Below are 22521 nucleotides of genomic sequence, written 5' to 3'. Positions count from 1 at the left end.
GGGCTCTGTATCCTATATGAGTAATATCCAAAACATGTCCCTTGAGGACATCATGGGAGAGCGCTTTGGTCGCTACTCCAAGTACATCATTCAAGACCGAGCTTTGCCAGATATTCGTGATGGATTGAAGCCGGTTCAGCGTCGCATTCTTTATTCTATGAATAAGGATGGCAATACTTTTGACAAGAGTTACCGTAAGTCGGCTAAGTCTGTCGGGAATATCATGGGGAATTTCCACCCACACGGGGACTCTTCTATCTATGATGCCATGGTTCGTATGTCTCAGGATTGGAAAAATCGTGAGATTCTAGTTGAAATGCACGGTAATAACGGTTCTATGGACGGAGATCCGCCTGCGGCAATGCGTTATACTGAGGCACGTTTGTCCGAGATTGCCGGTTATCTCCTTCAGGATATCGAGAAAAAAACTGTTCCTTTTGCTTGGAACTTTGACGATACCGAGAAAGAGCCAACTGTTTTGCCAGCAGCCTTTCCAAACCTTTTGGTCAATGGTTCGACTGGGATTTCAGCTGGTTATGCCACAGATATTCCTCCCCATAATTTGGCTGAGGTTATCGATGCGACAGTCTACATGATTGACCACCCAACTGCCAAGGTGGATAAACTGATGGAATTCTTGCCTGGCCCAGACTTCCCGACTGGAGGGATTATTCAGGGCCGCGATGAGATCAAAAAGGCCTACGAAACTGGGAAAGGGCGCGTGGTTGTTCGTTCCAAGACGGAGATTGAAAAGTTAAAAGGTGGTAAGGAACAAATCGTTATCACTGAGATTCCTTATGAAATCAATAAGGCCAATCTGGTCAAGAAAATCGATGATGTTCGTGTCAATAACAAGGTGGCTGGTATTGCTGAGATTCGTGATGAGTCTGACCGTGATGGTCTTCGTATCGCTATCGAACTCAAGAAAGACGCCAATACCGAGCTGGTTCTTAACTATCTCTTCAAGTACACAGACCTGCAAATCAATTACAACTTCAACATGGTGGCGATTGACAATTTCACGCCTCGTCAGGTGGGGATTGTACCAATTTTGTCTAGCTATATTGCCCACCGTCGTGAAGTGATTTTGGCGCGTTCCCGCTTTGACAAGGAAAAGGCCGAGAAGCGTCTCCATATCGTCGAAGGTTTGATTCGCGTGATTTCGATTTTGGACGAAGTCATTGCTCTTATCCGTGCTTCTGAGAATAAGGCTGATGCTAAGGAAAATCTCAGGGTCAGCTATGAATTCACAGAGGAGCAGGCAGAGGCTATCGTAACCTTGCAACTGTATCGCTTGACCAATACAGACGTAGTTGTCTTGCAGGAAGAAGAAGCAGAGCTTCGTGAAAAGATTGCCATGCTATCGGCCATTATTGGTGATGAACGGACCATGTACAATCTCATGAAGAAAGAGCTTCGTGAGGTCAAGAAGAAATTTGCGACTCCACGTTTGAGTACTTTGGAAGATACAGCAAAAGTCATCGAGATTGATACAGCTAGCTTGATTACAGAAGAAGATACCTATGTCAGCGTAACCAAGGCTGGCTATATCAAACGTACCAGCCCACGTTCCTTTGCAGCTTCAACGCTGGAAGAAATTGGCAAACGTGATGATGATCGTTTGATTTTTGTACAATCTGCCAAGACAACGCAACATCTCTTGATGTTTACAACTCTTGGGAATGTCATCTATCGACCAATTCACGAATTGGCAGATATTCGCTGGAAGGATATCGGAGAGCATCTGAGCCAGTCTATTACCAACTTTGAAACTAATGAAGAAATCCTTTATGCAGAAGTAGTAGATCAGTTTGATGATGCGACAACCTACTTTGCTGCAACTCGTCTTGGTCAAATCAAACGCGTAGAACGCAAAGAATTCTCTCCATGGCGAACCTACAAGTCTAAGTCTGTCAAGTATGCTAAGCTCAAAGATGAGACTGATCAAATCGTAGCAGTAGCACCAATCAAACTGGATGATGTTCTCTTGATTAGTCAAAACGGTTATGCCCTTCGTTTCAATATCGAAGAGGTTCCCATTGTCAGTGCCAAGGCTGCAGGTGTCAAGGCCATGAACCTGAAAGAAGATGATATCATCCAATCTGCCTTTATCTGTAACACCTCGTCCTTCTATCTCTTGACCCAACGTGGTAGTTTAAAACGTGTTTCTATTGACGAAATTCCAGTAACCAGCCGTGCCAAACGAGGACTACAAGTCTTGCGTGAGTTAAAAAACAAACCGCATCGTGTCTTCTTAGCAGGAGCAGTTGCAGAACAAGGCTTCATCGGTGATCTCTTTAGTACAGTAGTAGAAGAAAACGATCAAACGTTACTTGTCCAATCTAACAAAGGCACAATCTATGAAAGTCGATTGCAAGATCTCAGCTTGTCAGAACGAACTAGCAATGGAAGCTTTATTTCAGACACCATTTCAGATGAGGAAGTTTTCGCTGCTTACCTCAAAGAAGTCTTTAAAGAGGACAAAACAAATTCATAAAAAGAATCAGTCCAGAGGGCTGATTTCTTTATGTTGAAAAAATTTTCAGAAAATTACAAATAATACTTGAAATTTTACTAGAAAAGTGTAGAATAGAACACATAGTTTGAATAGTATAAAGGAGAAACACATGACAGTTGCAATTGATTGGGAAAACCTTGGATTTTCTTATATGAAATTACCTTACCGTTATATCGCTCACTACAAGAATGGTCAATGGGATCAAGGAGAATTGACAGAGGATGCGACCTTGCATATTTCAGAGTCTTCTCCAAGTCTTCACTATGGACAGCAGGCATTTGAAGGTTTAAAAGCCTATCGTACGAAGGATGGTAGTATTCAACTTTTCCGTCCTGATGAAAATGCCAAGCGTCTGCAACGTACCTGCGACCGTCTCTTGATGCCCCAAGTACCAACAGAAATGTTCGTAGAAGCTTGTAAAGCAGTTGCTCGTGCAAATGAAGAATACGTCCCACCATATGGAACAGGTGGAACCCTTTATCTTCGTCCTCTCTTGATTGGTGTCGGAGATATCATCGGGGTAAAACCAGCAGAAGAGTACATTTTCACTATCTTTGCTATGCCAGTTGGAAATTACTTTAAGGGTGGATTGGTTCCAACCAATTTCTTGATTCAGGATGAATACGACCGTGCAGCTCCACATGGTACGGGTGCGGCTAAGGTTGGAGGAAACTATGCTGCGAGTCTTTTGCCAGGGAAGTTGGCCAAATCACGCCATTTCTCAGATGTTATCTACCTAGACCCATCTACACATACAAAGATTGAGGAAGTCGGTTCAGCTAACTTCTTTGGAATCACGGCAGACAATGAATTTGTTACGCCATTGAGTCCATCCATCTTGCCATCTATTACCAAGTACTCTTTGCTTTACTTGGCAGAACACCGCTTGGGCTTAACACCGATTGAAGGCGATGTCCCAATCGATAATTTGGATCGTTTTGTAGAGGCAGGTGCTTGTGGTACAGCAGCGGTCATTTCTCCAATTGGGGGGATCCAACATGGCGATGATTTCCATGTTTTCTATAGTGAAACAGAAGTAGGTCCTGTTACACGTAAACTCTATGATGAATTGACCGGTATCCAATTTGGTGACGTAGAAGCACCAGAAGGATGGATTGTCAAAGTGGACTAAAAGACATGAAGTAAAGAAGAGCTCCGTAGCAGTTGTAATGGCTGAAATGGAGTTTTTTCTTGCTAGTTTGAGTATTTTCTTGTACAATAGAAAAAGTGAAAAGAGGTACAGTATGAGTAAAAAAGATAAGAAAATTGAAATCCAATTAACCGATGCAAAAGTGACTGTTGGAAAAGACAGCTATGAAGGATACATTTTGACAATTGGGAAAAAGGTCATTGGGGAAATTGCCGAATTAGATAACCAATTTGCCATCATAAAGAATGGAAATGTCGATAGTTTTTATAAAAAACTTGAAAAAGCTGTGGAAATTTTGATTGAAAACTATAATTTGACAAAATAATACTTGTTTTATTGAAAATTTCATGATATAATAGTTCTCGTTAAACATTGGAGAGATAGCGAAGAGGCTAAACGCGGCGGACTGTAAATCCGCTCCTTCGGGTTCGGGGGTTCGAATCCCTCTCTCTCCATTCATCAATGGGGTATAGCCAAGCGGTAAGGCAAGGGACTTTGACTCCCTCATGCGTTGGTTCGAATCCAGCTACCCCAGTTCTTAGGTAATAAATTCAAGATAAAAAGAAAAATATCTTAGGGTATTTTATTTTTATAATTGAAAGACGTGAACGATATGAACATGTCTTTGCGGGTGCTTAGGAAAAAAATTATAAGTATGTCAAGTTTGGAAAGACTTGATTGTTGGAGGATTTTTTAGATGAACGAATTTGAAGATTTGCTAAATAGCGTTAGCCAAGTTGAGCCTGGTGATGTTGTTAGTGCTGAAGTATTGACAGTTGATGCGACTCAAGCTAACGTTGCAATCTCTGGGACTGGTGTTGAAGGTGTCTTGACTCTTCGCGAATTGACAAACGATCGCGATGCAGATATCAATGACTTTGTGAAAGTAGGAGAAGTATTGGATGTTCTTGTACTTCGTCAAGTAGTTGGTAAAGATACTGATACAGTTACATACCTTGTATCTAAAAAACGCCTTGAAGCTCGCAAAGCATGGGACAAACTTGTAGGACGCGAAGAAGAAGTTGTTACTGTTAAAGGAACTCGTGCCGTTAAAGGTGGACTTTCAGTAGAATTTGAAGGTGTTCGTGGATTCATCCCAGCTTCAATGTTGGATACTCGTTTCGTACGTAACACTGAGCGTTTCGTAGGTCAAGAATTTGATGCTAAAATCAAAGAAGTTGATCCTAAAGAAAATCGCTTCATCCTTTCACGTCGTGAAGTTGTTGAAGCAGCTACTGCAGCAGCTCGTGCTGAAGTATTCAGTAAATTAGCTGTTGGTGATGTCGTAACTGGTAAAGTTGCTCGTATCACTAGCTTTGGTGCTTTCATCGACCTTGGTGGTGTTGACGGATTGGTTCACTTGACTGAATTGTCACACGAACGTAACGTATCACCTAAATCAGTTGTAACTGTTGGTGAAGAAATCGAAGTTAAAGTCCTTGATCTTAATGAAGAAGAAGGACGCGTATCCCTTTCACTTAAAGCAACAACACCTGGACCATGGGATGGCGTTGAGCAAAAATTGGCTAAAGGTGATGTAGTAGAAGGAACAGTTAAACGTTTGACTGACTTCGGTGCATTTGTTGAAGTATTGCCAGGTATCGATGGACTTGTTCACGTATCACAAATTTCACACAAACGTATCGAAAATCCAAAAGAAGCTCTTACTGTTGGTCAAGAAGTTACTGTTAAAGTACTTGATGTTAACGCTGACGCAGAACGCGTATCTCTTTCTATCAAAGCTCTTGAAGAACGTCCAGCTCAAGAAGAAGGACAAAAAGAAGAAAAACGTGCTGCTCGTCCACGTCGTCCAAAACGTCAAGAAAAACGTGATTTCGAACTTCCAGAAACACAAACAGGATTCTCAATGGCTGACTTGTTCGGTGATATCGAACTTTAATCAAATTGAGAATCACAAAATCCTTTGTTTAAAACAAGGGATTTTTCTTTTGTCTCTTTCTCATTTTTGATATAATAGTTTTATGTTAGATTCAGAAAAAAAATCACGTTATCAACTGTTGAATGAGGAACTCTCTTATTTACTAGAGGGTGAGAGCAATGTTCTTGCCAATCTTTCGAATGCTAGCGCCCTCCTAAAATCTCGCTTTCCGAATACTGTATTTGCAGGTTTTTATCTGTTTGATGGTAACGAGTTGATTTTAGGGCCTTTTCAGGGCGGCGTTTCGTGTATTCGCATTGCGCTTGGGAAAGGCGTATGTGGAGAAGCTGCCGAGTTTCAAGAGACTGTTTTAGTAGGGGATGTGAGCACCTATCCAAACTACATTTCTTGCGATAGTAAGGCCAAGAGTGAAATCGTAGTTCCCATGCTCAAGAATGGTCAATTGCTGGGCGTCTTAGACTTGGACTCTTCTCTTATTGATGATTATAATGCCATTGACCGCGATTACTTGGAACAATTTGTCGCTATTTTGCTTGAGAAGACAGAATGGGACTTTACGATGTTTGAGGAGAAAGCCTAATGTATCAAGCACTTTATCGAAAATATAGAAGCCAGACTTTTTCGCAATTGGTCGGGCAAGAGGTTGTGGCCAAAACCCTAAAACAAGCGGTCGAGCAGGAAAAGATTAGTCATGCATATCTTTTCTCAGGTCCTCGTGGAACAGGGAAGACCAGTGTAGCCAAGATTTTTGCCAAGGCTATGAACTGTCCAAATCAAGTGGATGGAGAACCATGTAATCACTGCTATATCTGTCAGGCAGTGACAGAAGGTAGCCTAGAAGATGTTATTGAAATGGATGCGGCTTCAAATAATGGAGTTGATGAAATCCGTGAAATTCGTGACAAATCTACCTATGCACCTAGCTTGACACGTTACAAGGTCTATATTATTGACGAGGTCCATATGTTGTCTACGGGAGCCTTTAATGCGCTTTTGAAGACCCTAGAAGAACCAACTCAAAATGTTGTCTTTATCTTGGCGACCACTGAATTGCATAAGATTCCAGCAACCATTTTATCGCGTGTTCAACGTTTTGAGTTCAAATCGATTAAAACTCAAGATATCAAGGAGCATATTTATCATATTCTAGAAAAAGAAAATATCAGTTCTGAACCGGAGGCTGTGGAAATCATTGCCAGACGAGCTGAAGGTGGAATGCGGGATGCCTTGTCTATTCTGGACCAAGCCTTGAGCTTGACACAGGGAAATGAGCTCACGACTGCTATCTCTGAGGAGATTACAGGCACCATTAGTCTATCAGCACTAGATGACTATGTAGCCGCCTTGTCTCAGCAGGATGTTTCAAAAGCGCTTGATTCTCTGAATCTTTTATTTGAAAATGGCAAGAGCATGACTCGTTTTGTGACGGATCTCTTGCAGTATTTGCGTGATCTACTAGTTGTTCAGACAGGTGGCAAAAATACTCATCATAGTCCAGTTTTTATGGACAATCTAGCTTTATCTAAGGGAAGTCTCTTTGAAATGATTCGAATAGCGACTGTGAGCTTGGCAGATATGAAAGCAAGCCTGCAACCTAAGATTTATGCTGAGATGATGACCATTCGTTTAGCTGAGATTAAGCCTGAATCAGTGCTTTCAGGAGCTGTCGAAAGTGAAATTTCTGCACTGAGACAGGAAGTAGTTCGTCTCAAACAAGAACTTGCTAATGTTGGAACAGCTCCTAAACAAGTGGTGCCAGTCCCTAGCCGTCCAGCCACTTCCAAGACAGTCTATCGAGTGGATCGCAACAAAGTTCAGGCTATCCTGCAAGAAGCTGTCGAAAATCCTGGTTTGGCACGGCAAAACTTGATCCGCCTCCAGAATGCATGGGGAGAAGTAATCGAAAGCTTAGCTGGTCCGGATAAGGCTCTGCTTGTTGGTTCTCAACCAGTTGCGGCCAATGAACATCATGCTATTTTAGCCTTTGAGTCTAATTTCAATGCAGGGCAAACTATGAAACGGGATAATCTTAACACCATGTTTGGCAACATCCTCAGTCAGGCAGCAGGTTTTTCACCTGAGATTTTAGCCATTTCCATGGAGGAATGGAAAGAGGTTCGAGCAGCATTTTCAGCTAAAAACAAGTCTTCTCAAACCAATCAAGAGGTGGAAGAAGAGAGTTTGATTCCAGAAGGATTTGAATTTTTGGCTGATAAAGTGAAGGTAGAGGAAGACTAAAGAAAGATTTCATGATACAATAAGTTTATGAATAGACAACAATTTATTATGATAGCGTTATTTACGGCTGCTGAGACTTATTTTTTCAATGAAGCCTGGATGACCGGGCGTTATTTCATGGCAGCCTTTTGGGCCATTCTACTCTTTCGAAATTTTAGGTTAAGTTACGTGATGGGAAAAATTGTAGACACCATTGATCAGCACCTAAATCGTAAGGACTAGCTCCAAGCTTCTAGACAAAATCAAAGCCTTTTAGGCTTTTTTTTGTTATACTAGTAGAGTATATTTATGGACCTTTTCTTGTATTTTTAGAGAAATGTAAGTGATTTCGCTAAGGATAAGGGAAGTAGGCCTGAAAAAGAAAGGAATTATCATGTCAGTATTAGAGATCAAAGATCTTCACGTTGAGATTGAAGGAAAAGAAATTTTGAAAGGAGTCAATCTGACTCTGAAAACAGGAGAAATCGCCGCTATCATGGGACCAAATGGTACTGGTAAATCAACTCTTTCTGCCGCTATCATGGGAAATCCAAACTATGAAGTTACCAAAGGTGAGGTCTTGTTTGATGGCGTAAACATCCTTGAGTTGGAAGTGGACGAACGCGCGCGTATGGGACTTTTCCTTGCTATGCAATACCCATCAGAAATTCCTGGAATTACTAACGCTGAGTTTCTTCGCGCAGCCATGAATGCTGGTAAAGAAGATGACGAGAAGATTTCAATTCGTGAGTTCATCACTAAACTAGACGAGAAAATGGAATTGCTCAACATGAAAGAAGAAATGGCAGAGCGCTACCTCAACGAAGGTTTCTCTGGTGGAGAGAAAAAACGCAATGAAATTCTTCAACTCTTGATGTTGGAACCAACTTTTGCCCTTTTGGATGAGATTGACTCAGGTCTCGATATTGACGCCCTTAAAGTTGTATCTAAAGGTGTGAATGCCATGCGTAGCGAAGGTTTTGGTGCTATGATTATCACTCACTACCAACGTCTTTTGAACTATATCACGCCAGACGTGGTACATGTGATGATGGAAGGGCGTGTTGTCCTTTCTGGCGGGCCGGAATTGGCTGCGCGTTTGGAACGTGAAGGATACGCAAAACTAGCTGAAGAACTTGGCTACGACTACAAGGAAGAATTGTAATTCCCTCGTATCTTTTAGGAGAAGTAAATGACTAAAGAAACTATTAAACTTTTTTCAGAAATGCACGCTGAACCAAGATGGTTGTCAGACCTCCGTCAAAAAGCTTTTGATAAGATTGAGAGTTTGGAATTACCAGTCATTGAGCGTGTGAAATTCCATCGTTGGAATCTGGGAGATGGTACCATCACAGAAAGTGAACCGTCAGCAAATGTTCCTGACTTCACTGCTTTAGATAACCACTTGAAGTTGGTGCAAGTAGGAACGCAGACTGTTTTTGAACAAACTCCAGTTGAATTGGCTGAACAAGGAGTAGTCTTTACAGACTTCCACTCAGCTTTAGAAGAAATTCCAGAGCTTATTAAGGAATTCTTCATGTCATCTGTTAAGTATGACGATGACAAGTTAGCAGCCTACCACACAGCTTATTTCAATAGTGGTGCGGTTCTTTATATTCCAGATAACGTGGAAATTACAGAGCCAATCGAAGGTATTTTCTACCAAGACAGCGATAGTGATGTGCCGTTTAATAAGCATATTATGATTATCGCTGGTAAAAACTCTAAGATTAGTTATCTAGAACGTTTAGAGTCACGCGGTGAAGTAAGTGCCAAAGCAACTGCCAATATCACAGTCGAAGTGATTGCTCGTTCTGGTGCGCAAGTGAAATTTGCTGCTATTGATCGTCTGGGTGAAAATGTCACGGCCTATATTAGCCGTCGTGGTAAACTAGGCAACGATGCCAGCATTGACTGGGCCATTGGTGTCATGAACGAAGGAAATGTTGTTGCGGACTTTGATAGCGATTTGATTGGGAATGGTAGCCATGCTGACCTGAAAGCCGTAGCTCTTTCAAGTGGCCGTCAAGTACAAGGGATTGATACCCGTGTAACTAACTACGGATGCAATTCTATCGGAAATATCCTGCAACATGGGGTTATCCTTGAAAAAGCAACCTTGACCTTCAATGGTATTGGCCACATCATTAAGGGGGCCAAGGGAGCAGATGCGCAACAAGAAAGCCGTGTTCTCATGCTTTCAGACCAAGCACGTTCAGATGCCAACCCAATTCTTTTGATTGATGAAAATGACGTAACTGCAGGTCACGCGGCCTCTATCGGTCAGGTGGATCCAGAAGATATGTACTACCTCATGAGCCGTGGTTTAGATCAAGCAACTGCAGAACGCTTGGTTGTTCGTGGTTTCCTTGGATCTGTTATCGTTGAGATTCCAGTCAAAGAAGTTCGTGATGAAATGATTGCAACTATCGAAGAAAAATTGTCAAAACGCTAAGGGGAAGCCTATGTTAGATATAGCGATTCGCAAGGATTTTCCAATTTTAGACCAGATTGTCAACGATGAACCTCTGGTCTATCTGGACAATGCTGCGACGACACAAAAACCATTAGCAGTTCTGGAAGCAATCAACCGCTACTATAAGCAGGACAATGCCAATGTTCACCGTGGGGTTCATACCTTGGCTGAGCGAGCAACAGCTTCTTATGAAGCTGCTCGTGAAACCATTCGTAAGTTTATCAATGCAGGCTCTACAAAGGAAGTTCTCTTTACCAGAGGAACGACAACCAGCCTTAACTGGGTAGCGCGTTATGTTGAGGAAGTTTTGACTGAGGGAGACCAGGTTTTGATTTCTGTCATGGAACACCATTCCAATATCATTCCTTGGCAGGAGGCCTGTCGCAAGACTGGAGCAGAGCTTGTCTATGTTTATCTCAAGGACGGTGCCTTGGATATGGATGACTTGCGTTCTAAATTGACTGACAAGGTTAAGTTTGTTTCGCTAGCTCACGCCTCAAATGTCCTTGGTGTGGTCAATCCAATCAAAGAAATCACACAAATGGCTCACCAAGTTGGAGCCATTATGGTGGTGGATGGTGCTCAGTCTACGCCTCATATGAAGATTGATGTGCAGGACTTGGATGTGGACTTCTTTGCCTTTTCAGGTCACAAGATGGCTGGTCCAACTGGTATCGGTGTTCTTTACGGCAAAGAAAAGTATCTTGAGCAAATGTCTCCAGTAGAATTTGGCGGTGAGATGATTGATTTCGTCTATGAGCAATCTGCTAGTTGGAAGGAATTGCCTTGGAAATTTGAGGCTGGAACGCCAAATATGGCAGGTGCTATCGGACTTGCTGCTGCAGTGGATTACCTAGAAAATCTTGGTATGGATGCCATTGAAGCCCATGAACAGGAATTAATCTCATACGTATTTCCAAAATTGCAGGCAATCGAAGAATTGACTATTTACGGTTCACAGGACTTGGCTCAGCGTTCAGGTGTCATTGCCTTTAACCTAGGTGATCTTCATCCTCACGATCTTGCAACAGCTTTGGATTATGAAGGAGTGGCTGTTCGTGCGGGTCACCACTGTGCGCAACCCTTGCTCCAGTATTTGGATGTACCAGCAACAGCCCGTGCAAGTTTTTATATCTACAATACTAAGGCGGATTGTGACAAACTAGTCGATGCCCTACAAAAGACAAAGGAGTTTTTCAATGGCACTTTCTAAACTAGATAGCCTTTATATGGCAGTGGTAGCAGATCATTCGAAAAATCCACATCATCAAGGGAAGTTAGAAGACGCTGAACAAATCAGCCTCAACAATCCAACCTGTGGGGATGTTATTAATCTCTCTGTTAAGTTTGACGCAGAGGACCGTTTGGAAGATATTGCTTTTCTAAATTCAGGTTGTACCATCTCAACAGCCTCGGCTAGTATGATGACAGATGCTGTTTTAGGAAAAACCAAGCAAGAAATTCTAGAACTTGCAACCATCTTTTCTGAAATGGTTCAAGGTCAAAAAGATGACCGCCAAGACCAACTTGGCGATGCAGCTTTCTTATCAGGTGTTGCCAAATTCCCACAACGGATTAAGTGTGCAACTCTAGCTTGGAATGCCCTTAAGAAAACAATTGAAGATCAAGAAAAACAGTAAGACAAGTTTCTTTTGTCTTACGAATCATTAGAAATGAAGAATGAAAGAAAGGATATTATGGCTGAAGAAAGAGTAGAACCAAAACCAATTGACCTTGGTGAATATAAATTTGGTTTCCATGACGATGTAGAGCCTGTCCTATCGACAGGAAAAGGATTGAACGAAGATGTCATTCGCGAATTATCAGCTGCTAAAGGAGAACCTGAGTGGATGTTAGAATTCCGTTTGAAGTCTTATGAAATCTTCAAAAAAATGCCTATGCAAACCTGGGGAGCAGACTTGTCAGAGATTGACTTTGATGATTTGATCTACTACCAAAAACCATCTGACAAACCAGCCCGTTCATGGGATGAAGTTCCTGAAAAAATTAAAGAGACCTTTGAACGTATCGGGATTCCAGAAGCTGAACGTGCTTATCTAGCAGGTGCCTCTGCCCAGTATGAGTCAGAAGTGGTTTACCATAACATGAAGGAAGAGTTCCAGAAATTGGGTATTATCTTTACAGATACGGATTCTGCCCTCAAGGAATACCCAGACTTGTTTAAACAATACTTTGCGAAGTTGGTACCACCAACTGATAACAAGTTGGCAGCCCTCAACTCTGCAGTATGGTCGGGTGGAACCTTTATCTACGTGCCAAAAGGTGTCAAGGTAGATATTCCACTTCAAACCTACTTCCGTATCAATAACGAAAATACAGGTCAGTTCGAACGTACTTTAATTATCGTTGATGAGGGAGCAAGCGTCCATTACGTAGAAGGATGTACAGCACCAACTTATTCTAGCAACAGCTTGCACGCTGCCATTGTAGAAATTTTCGCTTTGGACGGAGCTTATATGCGTTATACAACCATCCAAAACTGGTCTGATAATGTCTATAACTTGGTAACAAAACGTGCCAAAGCTTTGAAAGATGCGACTGTTGAGTGGATCGATGGAAACTTAGGTGCCAAAACAACTATGAAATACCCATCTGTTTACCTAGATGGAGAAGGGGCCCGTGGTACCATGCTTTCGATCGCCTTTGCCAATGCTGGGCAACACCAAGACACAGGTGCCAAGATGATCCACAACGCTCCACACACAAGCTCCTCTATCGTGTCTAAATCCATCGCTAAAGGCGGAGGAAAGGTGGACTACCGTGGACAAGTAACTTTCAACAAGAACTCTAAGAAATCTGTTTCTCACATCGAGTGTGATACCATTATCATGGATGACTTGTCAGCATCAGATACCATTCCGTTTAATGAAATTCACAACTCGCAAGTTGCTTTGGAGCACGAAGCCAAAGTATCTAAGATTTCAGAGGAACAACTCTACTACCTCATGAGCCGTGGTTTATCAGAATCTGAGGCAACCGAGATGATTGTCATGGGGTTTGTCGAGCCCTTCACAAAAGAACTTCCAATGGAATATGCAGTTGAGCTGAACCGCTTGATTAGCTATGAAATGGAAGGTTCAGTCGGATAAATCCAAAAAGGAGAAGCAAATGGGATTTTTAAAAAAATTATTCGGTAATGTTGAAAAAGCGAATAAAGGTGAAATTCCTGTCGAGGAAATTGTTCCACCTTTTACAATTGATTTAGCAGAAGAAGCAGATGATTATTGGCGACAAATGGAACAAAACCTCTTGATAAACGCTGTAAAAGCTGCTGGTGGTCCTGAGGCCGTGGAACGTGCTTTTGTTCTTACTAATTTCAAGGAAAATCAAGAAACCTTTGAGCTCTTTTATCAGGTAAATGGTCAACTTCTTTCATGGAGAGAGATGGATGCGACTGTTGTTGATAAAATCAGCAATCAACTCCTTCCGCAAGCGGCAGAAGTAGCGCGTGCAGTAAATGAAAATTATGAAGAGGCAAATGTACCAGTAATCCAGTACGCTATGCTTCAGTTTGAAACTGCAACCATGGCTTGGTTTGGTCGGAAGCTGACAACAGCTTCTCCAGAAGCCCAATTGACTTTTGAAGAATTGGTATCAGGTTGGCGCGCTATTTTGGAACAAGAAGTTCCAAATCGTCCTTTAGATAGTGACCGTCCCTTCCCTTACTTTGAAGTTTAAAAAATCCCAAATCCCCAAAAACTTTCAATGGGTATACTGTTGAGCTTAATCGCTTGATGAGTAACTAATTGAAAGAATCACTGGGTAAAAATGCAAAATCTGAACAGAAATCCTTTCTGTTCAGAATTTTTTTCAAAAAAGAACCTAATAAATATTCACAAAAATGCTTTTATATGGTAAAATAAAACAATTACATTTAGTGGAGATGAAGTATGAATATTTTTAGAACCAAGGATGTTAGTCTGAGACAGACAGAGATGCGTCGCCATTTGAAATTGTGGGATTTGATTCTATTGGGAATCGGTGCTATGGTAGGGACGGGGATTTTCACCATTACAGGAACAGCGGCGGCTACTCTAGCTGGTCCCTCACTAGTGATTTCCATTGTGATTTCTGCCTTATGTGTTTCTTTATCAGCTCTCTTTTTTGCAGAATTTGCCTCTCGTGTACCTGCAACTGGAGGTGCTTATAGTTATCTCTATGCGATTTTAGGAGAATTGCCAGCCTGGATTGCTGGCTGGTTGACCATCATGGAATTCATGACAGCTGTTTCAGGTGTGGCGTCTGGCTGGGCAGCTTACTTTAAGGGATTGCTCAGTAATTATGGTATCTCCATGCCCCAAGCCTTGAATGGAACCTTTAACCCTGAACAAGGTACCTATATCGATCTTCTACCTATTTTAGTACTGACATTGGTAACGGGATTGGTTTTATTAAATTCTAAGGCAGCTTTGAGATTTAATTCGCTTTTAGTGGTCTTGAAATTCTCAGCTCTAGCCTTATTTATCCTAGTTGGTATTTGGTACATCAAGCCAGAAAATTGGTCGAATTTTGCTCCTTTTGGCTTTGGTCAACTATATGGTGGAAGTACTGGGATTATAGCGGGCGCATCTTTGATGTTCTTTGGTTTTCTCGGATTTGAGTCAATTTCCATGGCAGTTGATGAAATTCAAAGTCCGCAAAAAAATATTCCTCGCGGAATTGTGCTTTCTCTAACAATCGTCACCATTCTCTATGCCTTGGTAACCTTAGTATTGACAGGGATTGTTCACTACAGTAAGCTCAATGTGGACGATGCAGTAGCATTTTCATTACGGAGTATTGGTATCGGCTGGGCAGCAAATTATGTTTCGCTTGTAGCCATTCTAACCCTGATAACCGTATGTATCTCTATGACTTATGCTTTATCTCGGATGATTTATAGCTTAGCGCGTGATGGACTTTTACCTCAAAGTTTCAAACAATTAAGCAAGACTAGTCGCGTTCCTAAAAATGCGACCCTTTTAACAGGAGTTGCTTCAGCCATTGCTGCAGGAGTCTTTCCTCTAGCTAGTATTGCAGCCTTCTTAAATATCTGTACGCTAGCTTATCTCATTTTGCTAGCCTACGGAATAATAAAACTCAGAAAGGATAAGGGTATGCCAAAAGAGGGAGAGTTTAAAACACCCTTGGTGCCACTTTTGCCAATTCTTTCCATTCTTATCTGTGTTTCCTTTATGCTTCAATATAGTCTAGATACCTGGATTGCCTTTAGCATCGCTCTTGTAGTTGGTCTAGTCATTTACTTTACTTACGGGTTCCGCCATTCAACCCTCGCAGAAGAAGAATAAAAGCTGGGAATTCCCAGCTTTTTTAATCTTTCACATAAGTGAATCCTTCACCCAGAATTTCATGAGCCTCAGTGATGGTGATAAAGGCTTGAGGATCAATTTTGTGAATCATATCCTTCATTTTGACGATTTCGTTCCGACCGACGATACAGTAAATAATTTTTAAATCTTTCTTACTGTAATAACCTTGACCAGATATAAAGGTCACACCGCGTCCAAGCTCCTCATTAATCTTATCAGCCAGTTGGTCAGGATATTGAGTAATAATCATAAATCCTTTACCAGCGTATCCCCCTTCACCAATCAGGTCAATAACGCGAGCGATGATGAAGTCAAACAAGAGAGTATAGGTCACAAGACGGAGATCTTGAAAAATAAGCAGAATTAACATTAAAATGAAAAAGTCAATTCCAAAAAGCAATTTCCCAATCGAAAGATTGGTGTACTTGTTGAGGATACGGGCAACGATATCAGAACCACCAGTGGTTCCACCAGCATTAAAGATAATTCCTAAACCAACTCCCAGTAAAACCCCTGAGACTAAAGCAACGATGATGAGGTCTCCTTGTAAATCAAACTGCAAGGGGATACGCTCAAAGATTGCGAGCCAAATAGAGAGAGAAATAGAACCCAGAAGGCTGGAGTAGAGGGTCTTGGAACCAAATATCTTCCAAGCCAAAATAAATAAAGGAATATTGATTAAGAGATTCATCAATGAGACAGGGATTTTAAAAAGATAGTAGGTAATCAAGGTGATACCTGTCGCCCCTCCCTCAAATAGATGATAAGGAACAACAAAGTAGGTGAGACCAAAGGCATAGATAGCTGCTCCAAATATAATCGTAATAATCGGTTGAAGTTTTCGAATCATAGCTGTTCCTCGCTTTTCTATAGATAGATTATACCAAAAATTCAGTTTTTTTAATTGGATTACTTATGATTTTTTATCATTTTTTTGATATAATAAGAGTGAAAAATCCCAATCCTATTGAGAAGAATAGAAAGATTGAACTTATGACACAAGTAAAAATTGTAACGGACTCTTCTGTTACTATCGAACCAGAAGTAGTTAAAGAATTAAATATCACTATTGTCCCCTTATCAGTTATGATTGATGGCGTACTCTACTCAGATGCTGATCTAAAAGAGGGGGAATTCCTTCATCTCATGCAACAAAGCAAGAATCTCCCTAAAACGAGTCAACCTCCAGTAGGAGTGTTTGCTGAAGTCTTTGAAGAGCTGGGAAAAGATGGCAGTCAGGTTGTTGCTATTCATATGTCTCATGCCTTGTCTGGAACGGTTGAAGCTGCTCGCCAAGGCGCGAGTCTCTCAAGTTCTGATGTGACTGTTATTGATAGTTCCTTTACAGATCAGGCTATGAAGTTTCAAGTTGTTGAAGCTGCAAAACTTGCTAAAGAGGGTAAAGATTTAGAAACTATTCTAGCACATATAGAAGAAGTGAAGAATCACACAGAGCTTTATATCGGTGTTTCGACTCTAGAAAACCTAGTGAAAGGTGGGCGTATTGGACGTGTGACGGGACTATTAAGCTCACTATTAAATATTCGTGTAGTGATGCAGATGAAAAACCACGAACTTCAACCAATCGTCAAAGGACGTGGAGCGAAAACTTTCAAAAAGTGGCTTGAGGAATTAACCAATACTCTTTCCCAAAAATCAGTTGCAGAAATTGGAATTTCCTATGCTGGAACGAATGAATGGGCAAATGAGATGAAGAGTTTATTGCAAGCCTATGTTGAGAAACCAATCTCTGTACTGGAAACTGGCTCTATTATTCAAACTCATACTGGAGAGAATGCTTGGGCAATTCTAATCCGCTATAATTCCTAAAAAAATAGAGAAAAATGTTTGAAATGGCGCTTTTGACTTGACCTATGGGCAATTTTAGGATATGATTATATTTGTTAATCAGAAATTATTTGGAGGATTTGTTAACATGGCAAACAAACAAGATTTGATCGCTAAAGTAGCAGAAGCTACAGAATTGACTAAGAAAGATTCAGCAGCAGCAGTTGACGCTGTATTTGCAGCAGTAACTGAATACCTTGCAGCTGGTGAAAAAGTTCAATTGATCGGTTTCGGTAACTTTGAAGTTCGTGAGCGTGCTGCACGTAAAGGTCGCAACCCACAAACTGGTAAAGAAATCGAAATCGCAGCTTCTAAAGTTCCAGCATTCAAAGCTGGTAAAGCTCTTAAAGACGCTGTTAAATAATGAATTTTCAAAAAGCCTGTCATATCAAGCATTTGAGCTTGTGCGACAGGCTTTTTTTGTGTATAGGGGGCAAAAAGGGGCCAAAGACGAATATTTCTTCATGATATCTACCACTGTTGATTTCATTTCTTTAGTTATATATGTATAAATTTAGGTGTTTTTCAACTGAGTCTTTGATATGATATATAACTTCTGAGATAAGTAGTCTTTTGAAAAATAGGGTTTAAGCCTTTACAGTAAAAGAAAAAAGGTTCCCATATTTGAGAACCTTCTTTTCATTAGTTTTTAGAAGCTGCTTGGAATTCAGGGTTTTTCCATGCTTCATCAATGATAGCTTGCAATTCTTTGGCAGATGCTTGCATTTTTTGAGTTTCAGCGTCGTTCAATGGGATGTTTACTGGACGAACGATACCGTGTGCACCAACAACAGCTGGTTGACCGATAAAGACGTTTTTAACACCGTATTGACCTTCTTGGAAGACTGAAAGTGGAAGTACTGCATTTTCGTCATCAAGGATTGCTTTTGTGATACGAGCAAGCGCTACTGCGATACCGTAGTATGTAGCTCCTTTTTTATTGATGATTGTGTAGGCAGCGTCACGAACACCTTCGAACAATTCAATCAATTCAGCTTCTTGAACGTTTTGAGTATCTTTAAGGAATTCTTCAAGGTTTACACCAGCGATGTTAGCGTGTGACCAAACCGCAAACTCAGAATCTCCGTGTTCACCCATGATGTAGGCGTGAACGGAACGAGCATCGACATCCAATTTTTCAGCAAGTGCTTGACGGAAACGTGCTGAGTCAAGTGAAGTACCTGAACCGATAACACGTTCTTTAGGGAATCCAGAGAATTTCCAAGTTGAGTAAGTCAAAACGTCAACTGGGTTAGCTGCAACAAGGAAGATACCATCGAAACCTGATTCAACAACTTGTGTTACGATTGATTTGTTGATAGCCAAGTTTTTACCTACAAGGTCAAGACGAGTTTCACCTGGTTTTTGAGGAGCACCTGCAGTGATAACAACAAGGTCAGCGTCTGCACAGTCAGAGTATTGAGCAGCATAGATTTTTTTAGGTGAAGTGAAGGCAAGGGCGTGGCTAAGGTCAAGCGCATCACCAACAGCTTTTTCGTGCAATTGTGGAATTTCGATAATTCCAAGCTCTTGTGCAATTCCTTGGTTAACAAGTGCGAAAGCGTAAGATGAACCTACGGCACCGTCACCAACAAGGATCACTTTTTTGTGTTGTTTAGTTGAAGTCATTATCTAAACATCTCCTTCATTTTTTTTTAGGGTAATCCCCAGACACTTTCATTCTATCACTTTTAAAAAGCTTTGTCACGAATATTCTATTCGGTTATCGATGTAAACGTTTTAGTGGTTTTCAAAGACTGAAATGAAGGACAAATTATGGTATAATATATCTAATTACTAATAGTGAAATGAGGCATTTATTAATGCAGGATAGAAATTTAGTGAATGTCAATCTGACAAAGGAGATGAAGACCAGCTTTATCGATTACGCCATGAGTGTTATCGTTGCGCGGGCTCTTCCTGATGTTCGAGACGGTTTAAAACCTGTTCACCGCCGTATTCTTTACGGAATGAATGAACTAGGTGTTACACCAGACAAACCTCATAAAAAATCAGCCCGTATTACAGGGGATGTTATGGGTAAATACCACCCACACGGGGATTCATCTATTTATGAAGCCATGGTTCGTATGGCTCAGTGGTGGAGCTACCGTTACATGCTTGTCGATGGACATGGAAACTTTGGTTCCATGGACGGGGATGGTGCCGCCGCACAGCGTTACACAGAAGCACGTATGAGCAAGATTGCTCTTGAAATGCTTCGTGACATCAATAAAAACACAGTTGATTTCGTAGACAACTACGATGCCAATGAGCGTGAACCCTTGGTCTTGCCGGCTCGTTTTCCAAACCTTTTGGTCAATGGGGCAACTGGTATCGCTGTTGGGATGGCAACCAATATCCCACCTCACAACTTGGGTGAAACCATTGATGCAGTGAAGTTGGTTATGGACAATCCTGAAGTGACGACTAAGGACTTGATGGAAGTCTTGCCTGGTCCAGATTTTCCGACTGGTGCTCTTGTCATGGGGAAATCAGGTATCCATAAGGCTTATGAGACTGGTAAAGGTTCCATTGTCCTTCGTTCTCGAACAGAGATTGAGACGACTAAGACAGGGCGTGAGCGCATCGTGGTAACAGAATTTCCTTATATGGTCAATAAAACCAAGGTCCATGAGCATATCGTTCGTTTGGCGCAAGAAAAACGAATTGAGGGCATTACAGCTGTACGTGATGAATCCAACCGTGAAGGGGTCCGCTTCATTATCGAAGTGAAGCGTGATGCTTCTGCAAATGTCATCCTCAATAACCTCTTCAAGATGACGCAGATGCAAACCAACTTTGGTTTCAATATGCTTGCTATTCAAAATGGCGTACCAAAGATTTTGTCTCTTCGCCAAATTTTAGATGCTTATATCGAGCACCAAAAAGAAGTGGTTGTTCGTCGTACTCGCTTTGACAAGGAAAAAGCAGAAGCACGTGCGCACATCTTAGAAGGCCTTTTAATCGCGCTAGACCATATTGACGAAGTGATTCGTATCATCCGTGCTAGTGAAACGGATGCCGAAGCACAAGCTGAGTTGATGAGCAAGTTCAAACTTTCTGAACGTCAAAGTCAGGCTATCCTTGATATGCGTCTTCGTCGCTTGACCGGATTGGAACGCGATAAGATTCAGTCTGAATATGATGAATTGATTGCCTTGATTGCAGATTTGGCTGATATTCTTGCTAAACCAGAACGCGTGGCGCAAATCATAAAAGATGAATTGGATGAAGTAAAACGTAAATTTGGTGACAAACGTCGTACCGAGTTAATGGTTGGAGAAGTCTTAACTCTTGAAGACGAAGACTTGATTGAGGAGTCGGATGTCTTAATCACTCTTTCTAACAAGGGCTATATCAAACGTTTGGACCAAGGCGAATTCACTGCTCAAAAACGTGGTGGTCGTGGAGTCCAAGGTACGGGAGTTAAGGATGATGACTTTGTGCGTGAGTTGGTTTCAACCAGCACCCATGATCATTTGCTCTTCTTTACCAATAAAGGTCGTGTATACCGACTAAAAGGTTATGAAATTCCTGAATACGGTCGCACAGCCAAGGGATTGCCGGTTGTCAATCTTTTGAAGCTGGATGAAGGGGAGAGCATACAGACCATCATTAATGTTAAATCTGAACGTAGTGATGACGCTTATCTCTTCTTCACAACTCGTCACGGTATTGTGAAGAGAACCAGTGTTAAAGAGTTCGCTAATATTCGTCAAAATGGACTTAAAGCCTTGAATCTCAAGGATGAGGATGAGTTGATCAATGTCTTGCTGACAGAAGAAGATACGGATATTATCATTGGTACCAAGTTTGGTTATGCTGTTCGCTTTAATCAATCAGCCGTTCGTGGTATGAGCCGTATCGCGACAGGTGTCCGAGGAGTTAACCTTCGTGATGGAGACACTGTAGTTGGTGCTAGTGTCATCACTGACCAGGACGAGGTCCTTATCATCACTGAAAAAGGGTATGGTAAACGTACTCTTGCAACTGAATATCCAACAAAAGGTCGTGGTGGTAAAGGAATGAAGACAGCCAATGTTGCTGAGAAAAATGGCCCTCTTGCAGGTCTCCTCACTGTTAAAGGAGATGAAGACCTGATGATTATCACGGATACAGGTGTTATGATTCGAACAAATGTTGCCAATATTTCACAAACAGGACGCTCAACTATGGGAGTTAAGGTGATGCGTCTAGACCAGGATGCCAAGATTGTGACCTTTACAACGGTTGATGCGGCAGAAAAAGAAGAAGTTGGGACTGAAAACGAAACAGAAGGTAAAGCATAATGTCTCATAAAAAAACGAAAAGTAAGAAGAATAAGCGTAGGAATCTATTTCTCAATATTTTAGCGGTTTTCTTAATTCTTTTATCCTTAGCTTTGATTTTTAATTCAAAGATTCGAGATCTCTTTATGGTGTGGAATACCAATAAATACCAAGTCAATCAGGTTACTAAAGAAAATATAGATGAAAATCTCAAAACAGAAGGAAATTTTGATTTTGATTCGGTTAAATCTATTTCATCTGAAGCAGTTCTAGCCGCTCAGTGGGACGCTCAGAAGCTTCCCGTTATTGGAGGAATTGCTATTCCCGAAGTGGAGATTAACCTACCGATTTTCAAAGGGTTGGATAATGTAAACTTGTTCTACGGAGCAGGAACCATGAAACCAGACCAAAAAATGGGAGAGGGCAACTATTCTCTAGCCAGTCACCATATCTTTACTGCTGAAAATGCCAGTCAAATGCTCTTTTCACCTTTAGTTAACGCTAAAGCGGGTATGAAAATTTACCTGACTGATAAGGATAAGGTTTATACTTATGAGATTACGGAAGTTAAACACGTTACTCCGGACCGAGTAGATGAAATCGAAGATCGTGATGGTATCAAAGAAATCACATTGGTGACCTGTGTGGACTATAATGCGACAGAGCGGATTATTGTTAAAGGTGATTTTAAAGAAGTTAAAGCTTATTCTGAAACATCTGATGATATCCTAAGCGCCTTTAATAAGCCATATAAACAACGTTATTAACCTCAAAAACCAGTGAATTGTATTTTTCACTGGTTTTTGTCAAA

Annotated in this window: 20 protein-coding genes and 2 tRNA genes; 20 read left to right on the top strand and 2 right to left on the bottom strand. The window is 41.3% G+C overall.

Annotated features, from left to right (window positions below; genetic code table 11):
* The first annotated feature begins 16 nt into the window (after positions 1 to 16).
* The 16 genes from parC (at position 17) to PG086_RS05735 (ending at position 15570) form a co-directional block, all read left to right on the top strand.
* Complete coding sequence (gene parC, locus PG086_RS05810; RefSeq protein WP_270748082.1) at positions 17 to 2497, top strand: DNA topoisomerase IV subunit A; 2481 nt, start codon at positions 17 to 19, stop codon at positions 2495 to 2497.
* Between the two features lie 115 nt (positions 2498 to 2612).
* Positions 2613 to 3650 (top strand): branched-chain amino acid aminotransferase, encoded by a 1038-nt coding sequence (locus PG086_RS05805; RefSeq protein WP_318779489.1) that lies wholly within the window; start codon positions 2613 to 2615, stop codon positions 3648 to 3650.
* Positions 3651 to 3762: 112 nt separating this feature from the next.
* The gene (locus PG086_RS05800; RefSeq protein WP_049484231.1) at positions 3763 to 3993 is read left to right on the top strand and encodes a DUF2969 domain-containing protein; all 231 of its coding nucleotides are present in this window, start codon (positions 3763 to 3765) and stop codon (positions 3991 to 3993) included.
* Between the two features lie 49 nt (positions 3994 to 4042).
* A tRNA-Tyr gene (locus tag PG086_RS05795) sits at positions 4043 to 4123 on the top strand.
* A gap of 8 nt (positions 4124 to 4131) precedes the next feature.
* Positions 4132 to 4203 (top strand) — tRNA-Gln (locus PG086_RS05790).
* A gap of 162 nt (positions 4204 to 4365) precedes the next feature.
* The gene (gene rpsA / locus PG086_RS05785; RefSeq protein WP_001001620.1) at positions 4366 to 5568 is read left to right on the top strand and encodes a 30S ribosomal protein S1; all 1203 of its coding nucleotides are present in this window, start codon (positions 4366 to 4368) and stop codon (positions 5566 to 5568) included.
* Positions 5569 to 5650: 82 nt separating this feature from the next.
* Positions 5651 to 6148, top strand: a complete 498-nt coding sequence (locus tag PG086_RS05780; RefSeq protein WP_247946956.1) for a GAF domain-containing protein — start codon at positions 5651 to 5653, stop codon at positions 6146 to 6148.
* Positions 6148 to 7806 (top strand): DNA polymerase III subunit gamma/tau, encoded by a 1659-nt coding sequence (dnaX, locus tag PG086_RS05775; RefSeq protein WP_270748078.1) that lies wholly within the window; start codon positions 6148 to 6150, stop codon positions 7804 to 7806. Before PG086_RS05780 ends, dnaX begins: the two co-directional genes overlap by 1 nt.
* A gap of 27 nt (positions 7807 to 7833) precedes the next feature.
* Positions 7834 to 8028, top strand: coding sequence for a DUF3272 family protein (locus tag PG086_RS05770; RefSeq protein WP_001081611.1), 195 nt, complete (start codon positions 7834 to 7836; stop codon positions 8026 to 8028).
* Positions 8029 to 8179: 151 nt separating this feature from the next.
* Entirely contained in the window at positions 8180 to 8950 is a 771-nt protein-coding gene (gene sufC, locus PG086_RS05765; RefSeq protein ID WP_000114487.1) for a Fe-S cluster assembly ATPase SufC, read from the top strand.
* Positions 8951 to 8977: 27 nt separating this feature from the next.
* A complete protein-coding gene (gene sufD / locus PG086_RS05760) occupies positions 8978 to 10240 on the top strand; it encodes a Fe-S cluster assembly protein SufD (protein ID WP_270748074.1) in 1263 nt (420 codons plus the stop codon).
* Positions 10241 to 10250: 10 nt separating this feature from the next.
* Positions 10251 to 11474, top strand: a complete 1224-nt coding sequence (locus PG086_RS05755; protein ID WP_270748073.1) for a cysteine desulfurase — start codon at positions 10251 to 10253, stop codon at positions 11472 to 11474.
* Positions 11461 to 11901, top strand: a complete 441-nt coding sequence (gene sufU, locus PG086_RS05750; protein ID WP_001218473.1) for a Fe-S cluster assembly sulfur transfer protein SufU — start codon at positions 11461 to 11463, stop codon at positions 11899 to 11901. The genes PG086_RS05755 and sufU overlap by 14 nt, the downstream gene beginning before the upstream one ends.
* 57 nt (positions 11902 to 11958) lie before the next feature.
* Positions 11959 to 13371, top strand: a complete 1413-nt coding sequence (gene sufB / locus PG086_RS05745) for a Fe-S cluster assembly protein SufB (protein ID WP_224218224.1) — start codon at positions 11959 to 11961, stop codon at positions 13369 to 13371.
* A gap of 19 nt (positions 13372 to 13390) precedes the next feature.
* On the top strand, positions 13391 to 13960 hold the full coding sequence (locus PG086_RS05740; RefSeq protein WP_000506262.1) for a hypothetical protein: 570 nt from the start codon (positions 13391 to 13393) through the stop codon (positions 13958 to 13960).
* A gap of 212 nt (positions 13961 to 14172) precedes the next feature.
* Positions 14173 to 15570, top strand: a complete 1398-nt coding sequence (locus PG086_RS05735; protein ID WP_270748068.1) for an APC family permease — start codon at positions 14173 to 14175, stop codon at positions 15568 to 15570.
* Between the two features lie 22 nt (positions 15571 to 15592).
* Here PG086_RS05735 and PG086_RS05730 read toward each other — a convergent pair whose 3' ends face one another.
* On the bottom strand, positions 15593 to 16441 hold the full coding sequence (locus PG086_RS05730; protein ID WP_270748065.1) for a YitT family protein: 849 nt from the start codon (positions 16439 to 16441) through the stop codon (positions 15593 to 15595).
* 143 nt (positions 16442 to 16584) lie between these two features.
* Here PG086_RS05730 and PG086_RS05725 point away from each other — a divergent pair, with 143 nt between their 5' ends.
* Together PG086_RS05725 and PG086_RS05720 are read left to right on the top strand one after the other, a co-directional pair.
* The gene (locus PG086_RS05725) at positions 16585 to 17421 is read left to right on the top strand and encodes a DegV family protein (RefSeq protein WP_033584840.1); all 837 of its coding nucleotides are present in this window, start codon (positions 16585 to 16587) and stop codon (positions 17419 to 17421) included.
* Between the two features lie 106 nt (positions 17422 to 17527).
* Positions 17528 to 17803: an HU family DNA-binding protein gene (locus PG086_RS05720; RefSeq protein WP_001284635.1), complete on the top strand. Its 276-nt coding sequence runs from the start codon at positions 17528 to 17530 to the stop codon at positions 17801 to 17803.
* Between the two features lie 278 nt (positions 17804 to 18081).
* Here the strand turns inward: PG086_RS05720 and PG086_RS05715 are convergent, their stop codons facing one another.
* Positions 18082 to 19068 carry an L-lactate dehydrogenase gene (locus tag PG086_RS05715; RefSeq protein WP_000204722.1) on the bottom strand — a complete coding sequence of 329 codons (987 nt, stop codon included), beginning with the start codon at positions 19066 to 19068 and terminating at the stop codon, positions 18082 to 18084.
* A 194-nt stretch (positions 19069 to 19262) separates the two neighbouring features.
* Between PG086_RS05715 and gyrA the strand changes: the two genes are divergently transcribed.
* Together gyrA and PG086_RS05705 are read left to right on the top strand one after the other, a co-directional pair.
* The gene (gyrA, locus tag PG086_RS05710; RefSeq protein WP_270748061.1) at positions 19263 to 21731 is read left to right on the top strand and encodes a DNA gyrase subunit A; all 2469 of its coding nucleotides are present in this window, start codon (positions 19263 to 19265) and stop codon (positions 21729 to 21731) included.
* Positions 21731 to 22477 carry a class A sortase gene (locus PG086_RS05705; RefSeq protein ID WP_084852316.1) on the top strand — a complete coding sequence of 249 codons (747 nt, stop codon included), beginning with the start codon at positions 21731 to 21733 and terminating at the stop codon, positions 22475 to 22477. Before gyrA ends, PG086_RS05705 begins: the two co-directional genes overlap by 1 nt.
* The last annotated feature ends 44 nt before the right edge of the window (positions 22478 to 22521 follow it).

The sequence above is a fragment of the Streptococcus halitosis genome (assembly GCF_027691175.1).
Classification (GTDB): Bacteria; Bacillota; Bacilli; order Lactobacillales; family Streptococcaceae; genus Streptococcus; species Streptococcus halitosis_A.
This window is presented reverse-complemented; position numbering and strand designations above follow the sequence as displayed.

Coding starts and splice junctions, on each gene's coding strand:
- parC (WP_270748082.1), top strand. CDS start 17: ATGAGTAATATCCAAAACATGTCCCTTGAGGACATCATGGGAGAGCGC.
- PG086_RS05800 (WP_049484231.1), top strand. CDS start 3,763: ATGAGTAAAAAAGATAAGAAAATTGAAATCCAATTAACCGATGCAAAA.
- rpsA (WP_001001620.1), top strand. CDS start 4,366: ATGAACGAATTTGAAGATTTGCTAAATAGCGTTAGCCAAGTTGAGCCT.
- PG086_RS05780 (WP_247946956.1), top strand. CDS start 5,651: ATGTTAGATTCAGAAAAAAAATCACGTTATCAACTGTTGAATGAGGAA.
- dnaX (WP_270748078.1), top strand. CDS start 6,148: ATGTATCAAGCACTTTATCGAAAATATAGAAGCCAGACTTTTTCGCAA.
- PG086_RS05770 (WP_001081611.1), top strand. CDS start 7,834: ATGAATAGACAACAATTTATTATGATAGCGTTATTTACGGCTGCTGAG.
- sufC (WP_000114487.1), top strand. CDS start 8,180: ATGTCAGTATTAGAGATCAAAGATCTTCACGTTGAGATTGAAGGAAAA.
- sufD (WP_270748074.1), top strand. CDS start 8,978: ATGACTAAAGAAACTATTAAACTTTTTTCAGAAATGCACGCTGAACCA.
- PG086_RS05755 (WP_270748073.1), top strand. CDS start 10,251: ATGTTAGATATAGCGATTCGCAAGGATTTTCCAATTTTAGACCAGATT.
- sufU (WP_001218473.1), top strand. CDS start 11,461: ATGGCACTTTCTAAACTAGATAGCCTTTATATGGCAGTGGTAGCAGAT.
- sufB (WP_224218224.1), top strand. CDS start 11,959: ATGGCTGAAGAAAGAGTAGAACCAAAACCAATTGACCTTGGTGAATAT.
- PG086_RS05740 (WP_000506262.1), top strand. CDS start 13,391: ATGGGATTTTTAAAAAAATTATTCGGTAATGTTGAAAAAGCGAATAAA.
- PG086_RS05735 (WP_270748068.1), top strand. CDS start 14,173: ATGAATATTTTTAGAACCAAGGATGTTAGTCTGAGACAGACAGAGATG.
- PG086_RS05730 (WP_270748065.1), bottom strand. CDS start 16,441: ATGATTCGAAAACTTCAACCGATTATTACGATTATATTTGGAGCAGCT.
- PG086_RS05725 (WP_033584840.1), top strand. CDS start 16,585: ATGACACAAGTAAAAATTGTAACGGACTCTTCTGTTACTATCGAACCA.
- PG086_RS05720 (WP_001284635.1), top strand. CDS start 17,528: ATGGCAAACAAACAAGATTTGATCGCTAAAGTAGCAGAAGCTACAGAA.
- PG086_RS05715 (WP_000204722.1), bottom strand. CDS start 19,068: ATGACTTCAACTAAACAACACAAAAAAGTGATCCTTGTTGGTGACGGT.
- gyrA (WP_270748061.1), top strand. CDS start 19,263: ATGCAGGATAGAAATTTAGTGAATGTCAATCTGACAAAGGAGATGAAG.
- PG086_RS05705 (WP_084852316.1), top strand. CDS start 21,731: ATGTCTCATAAAAAAACGAAAAGTAAGAAGAATAAGCGTAGGAATCTA.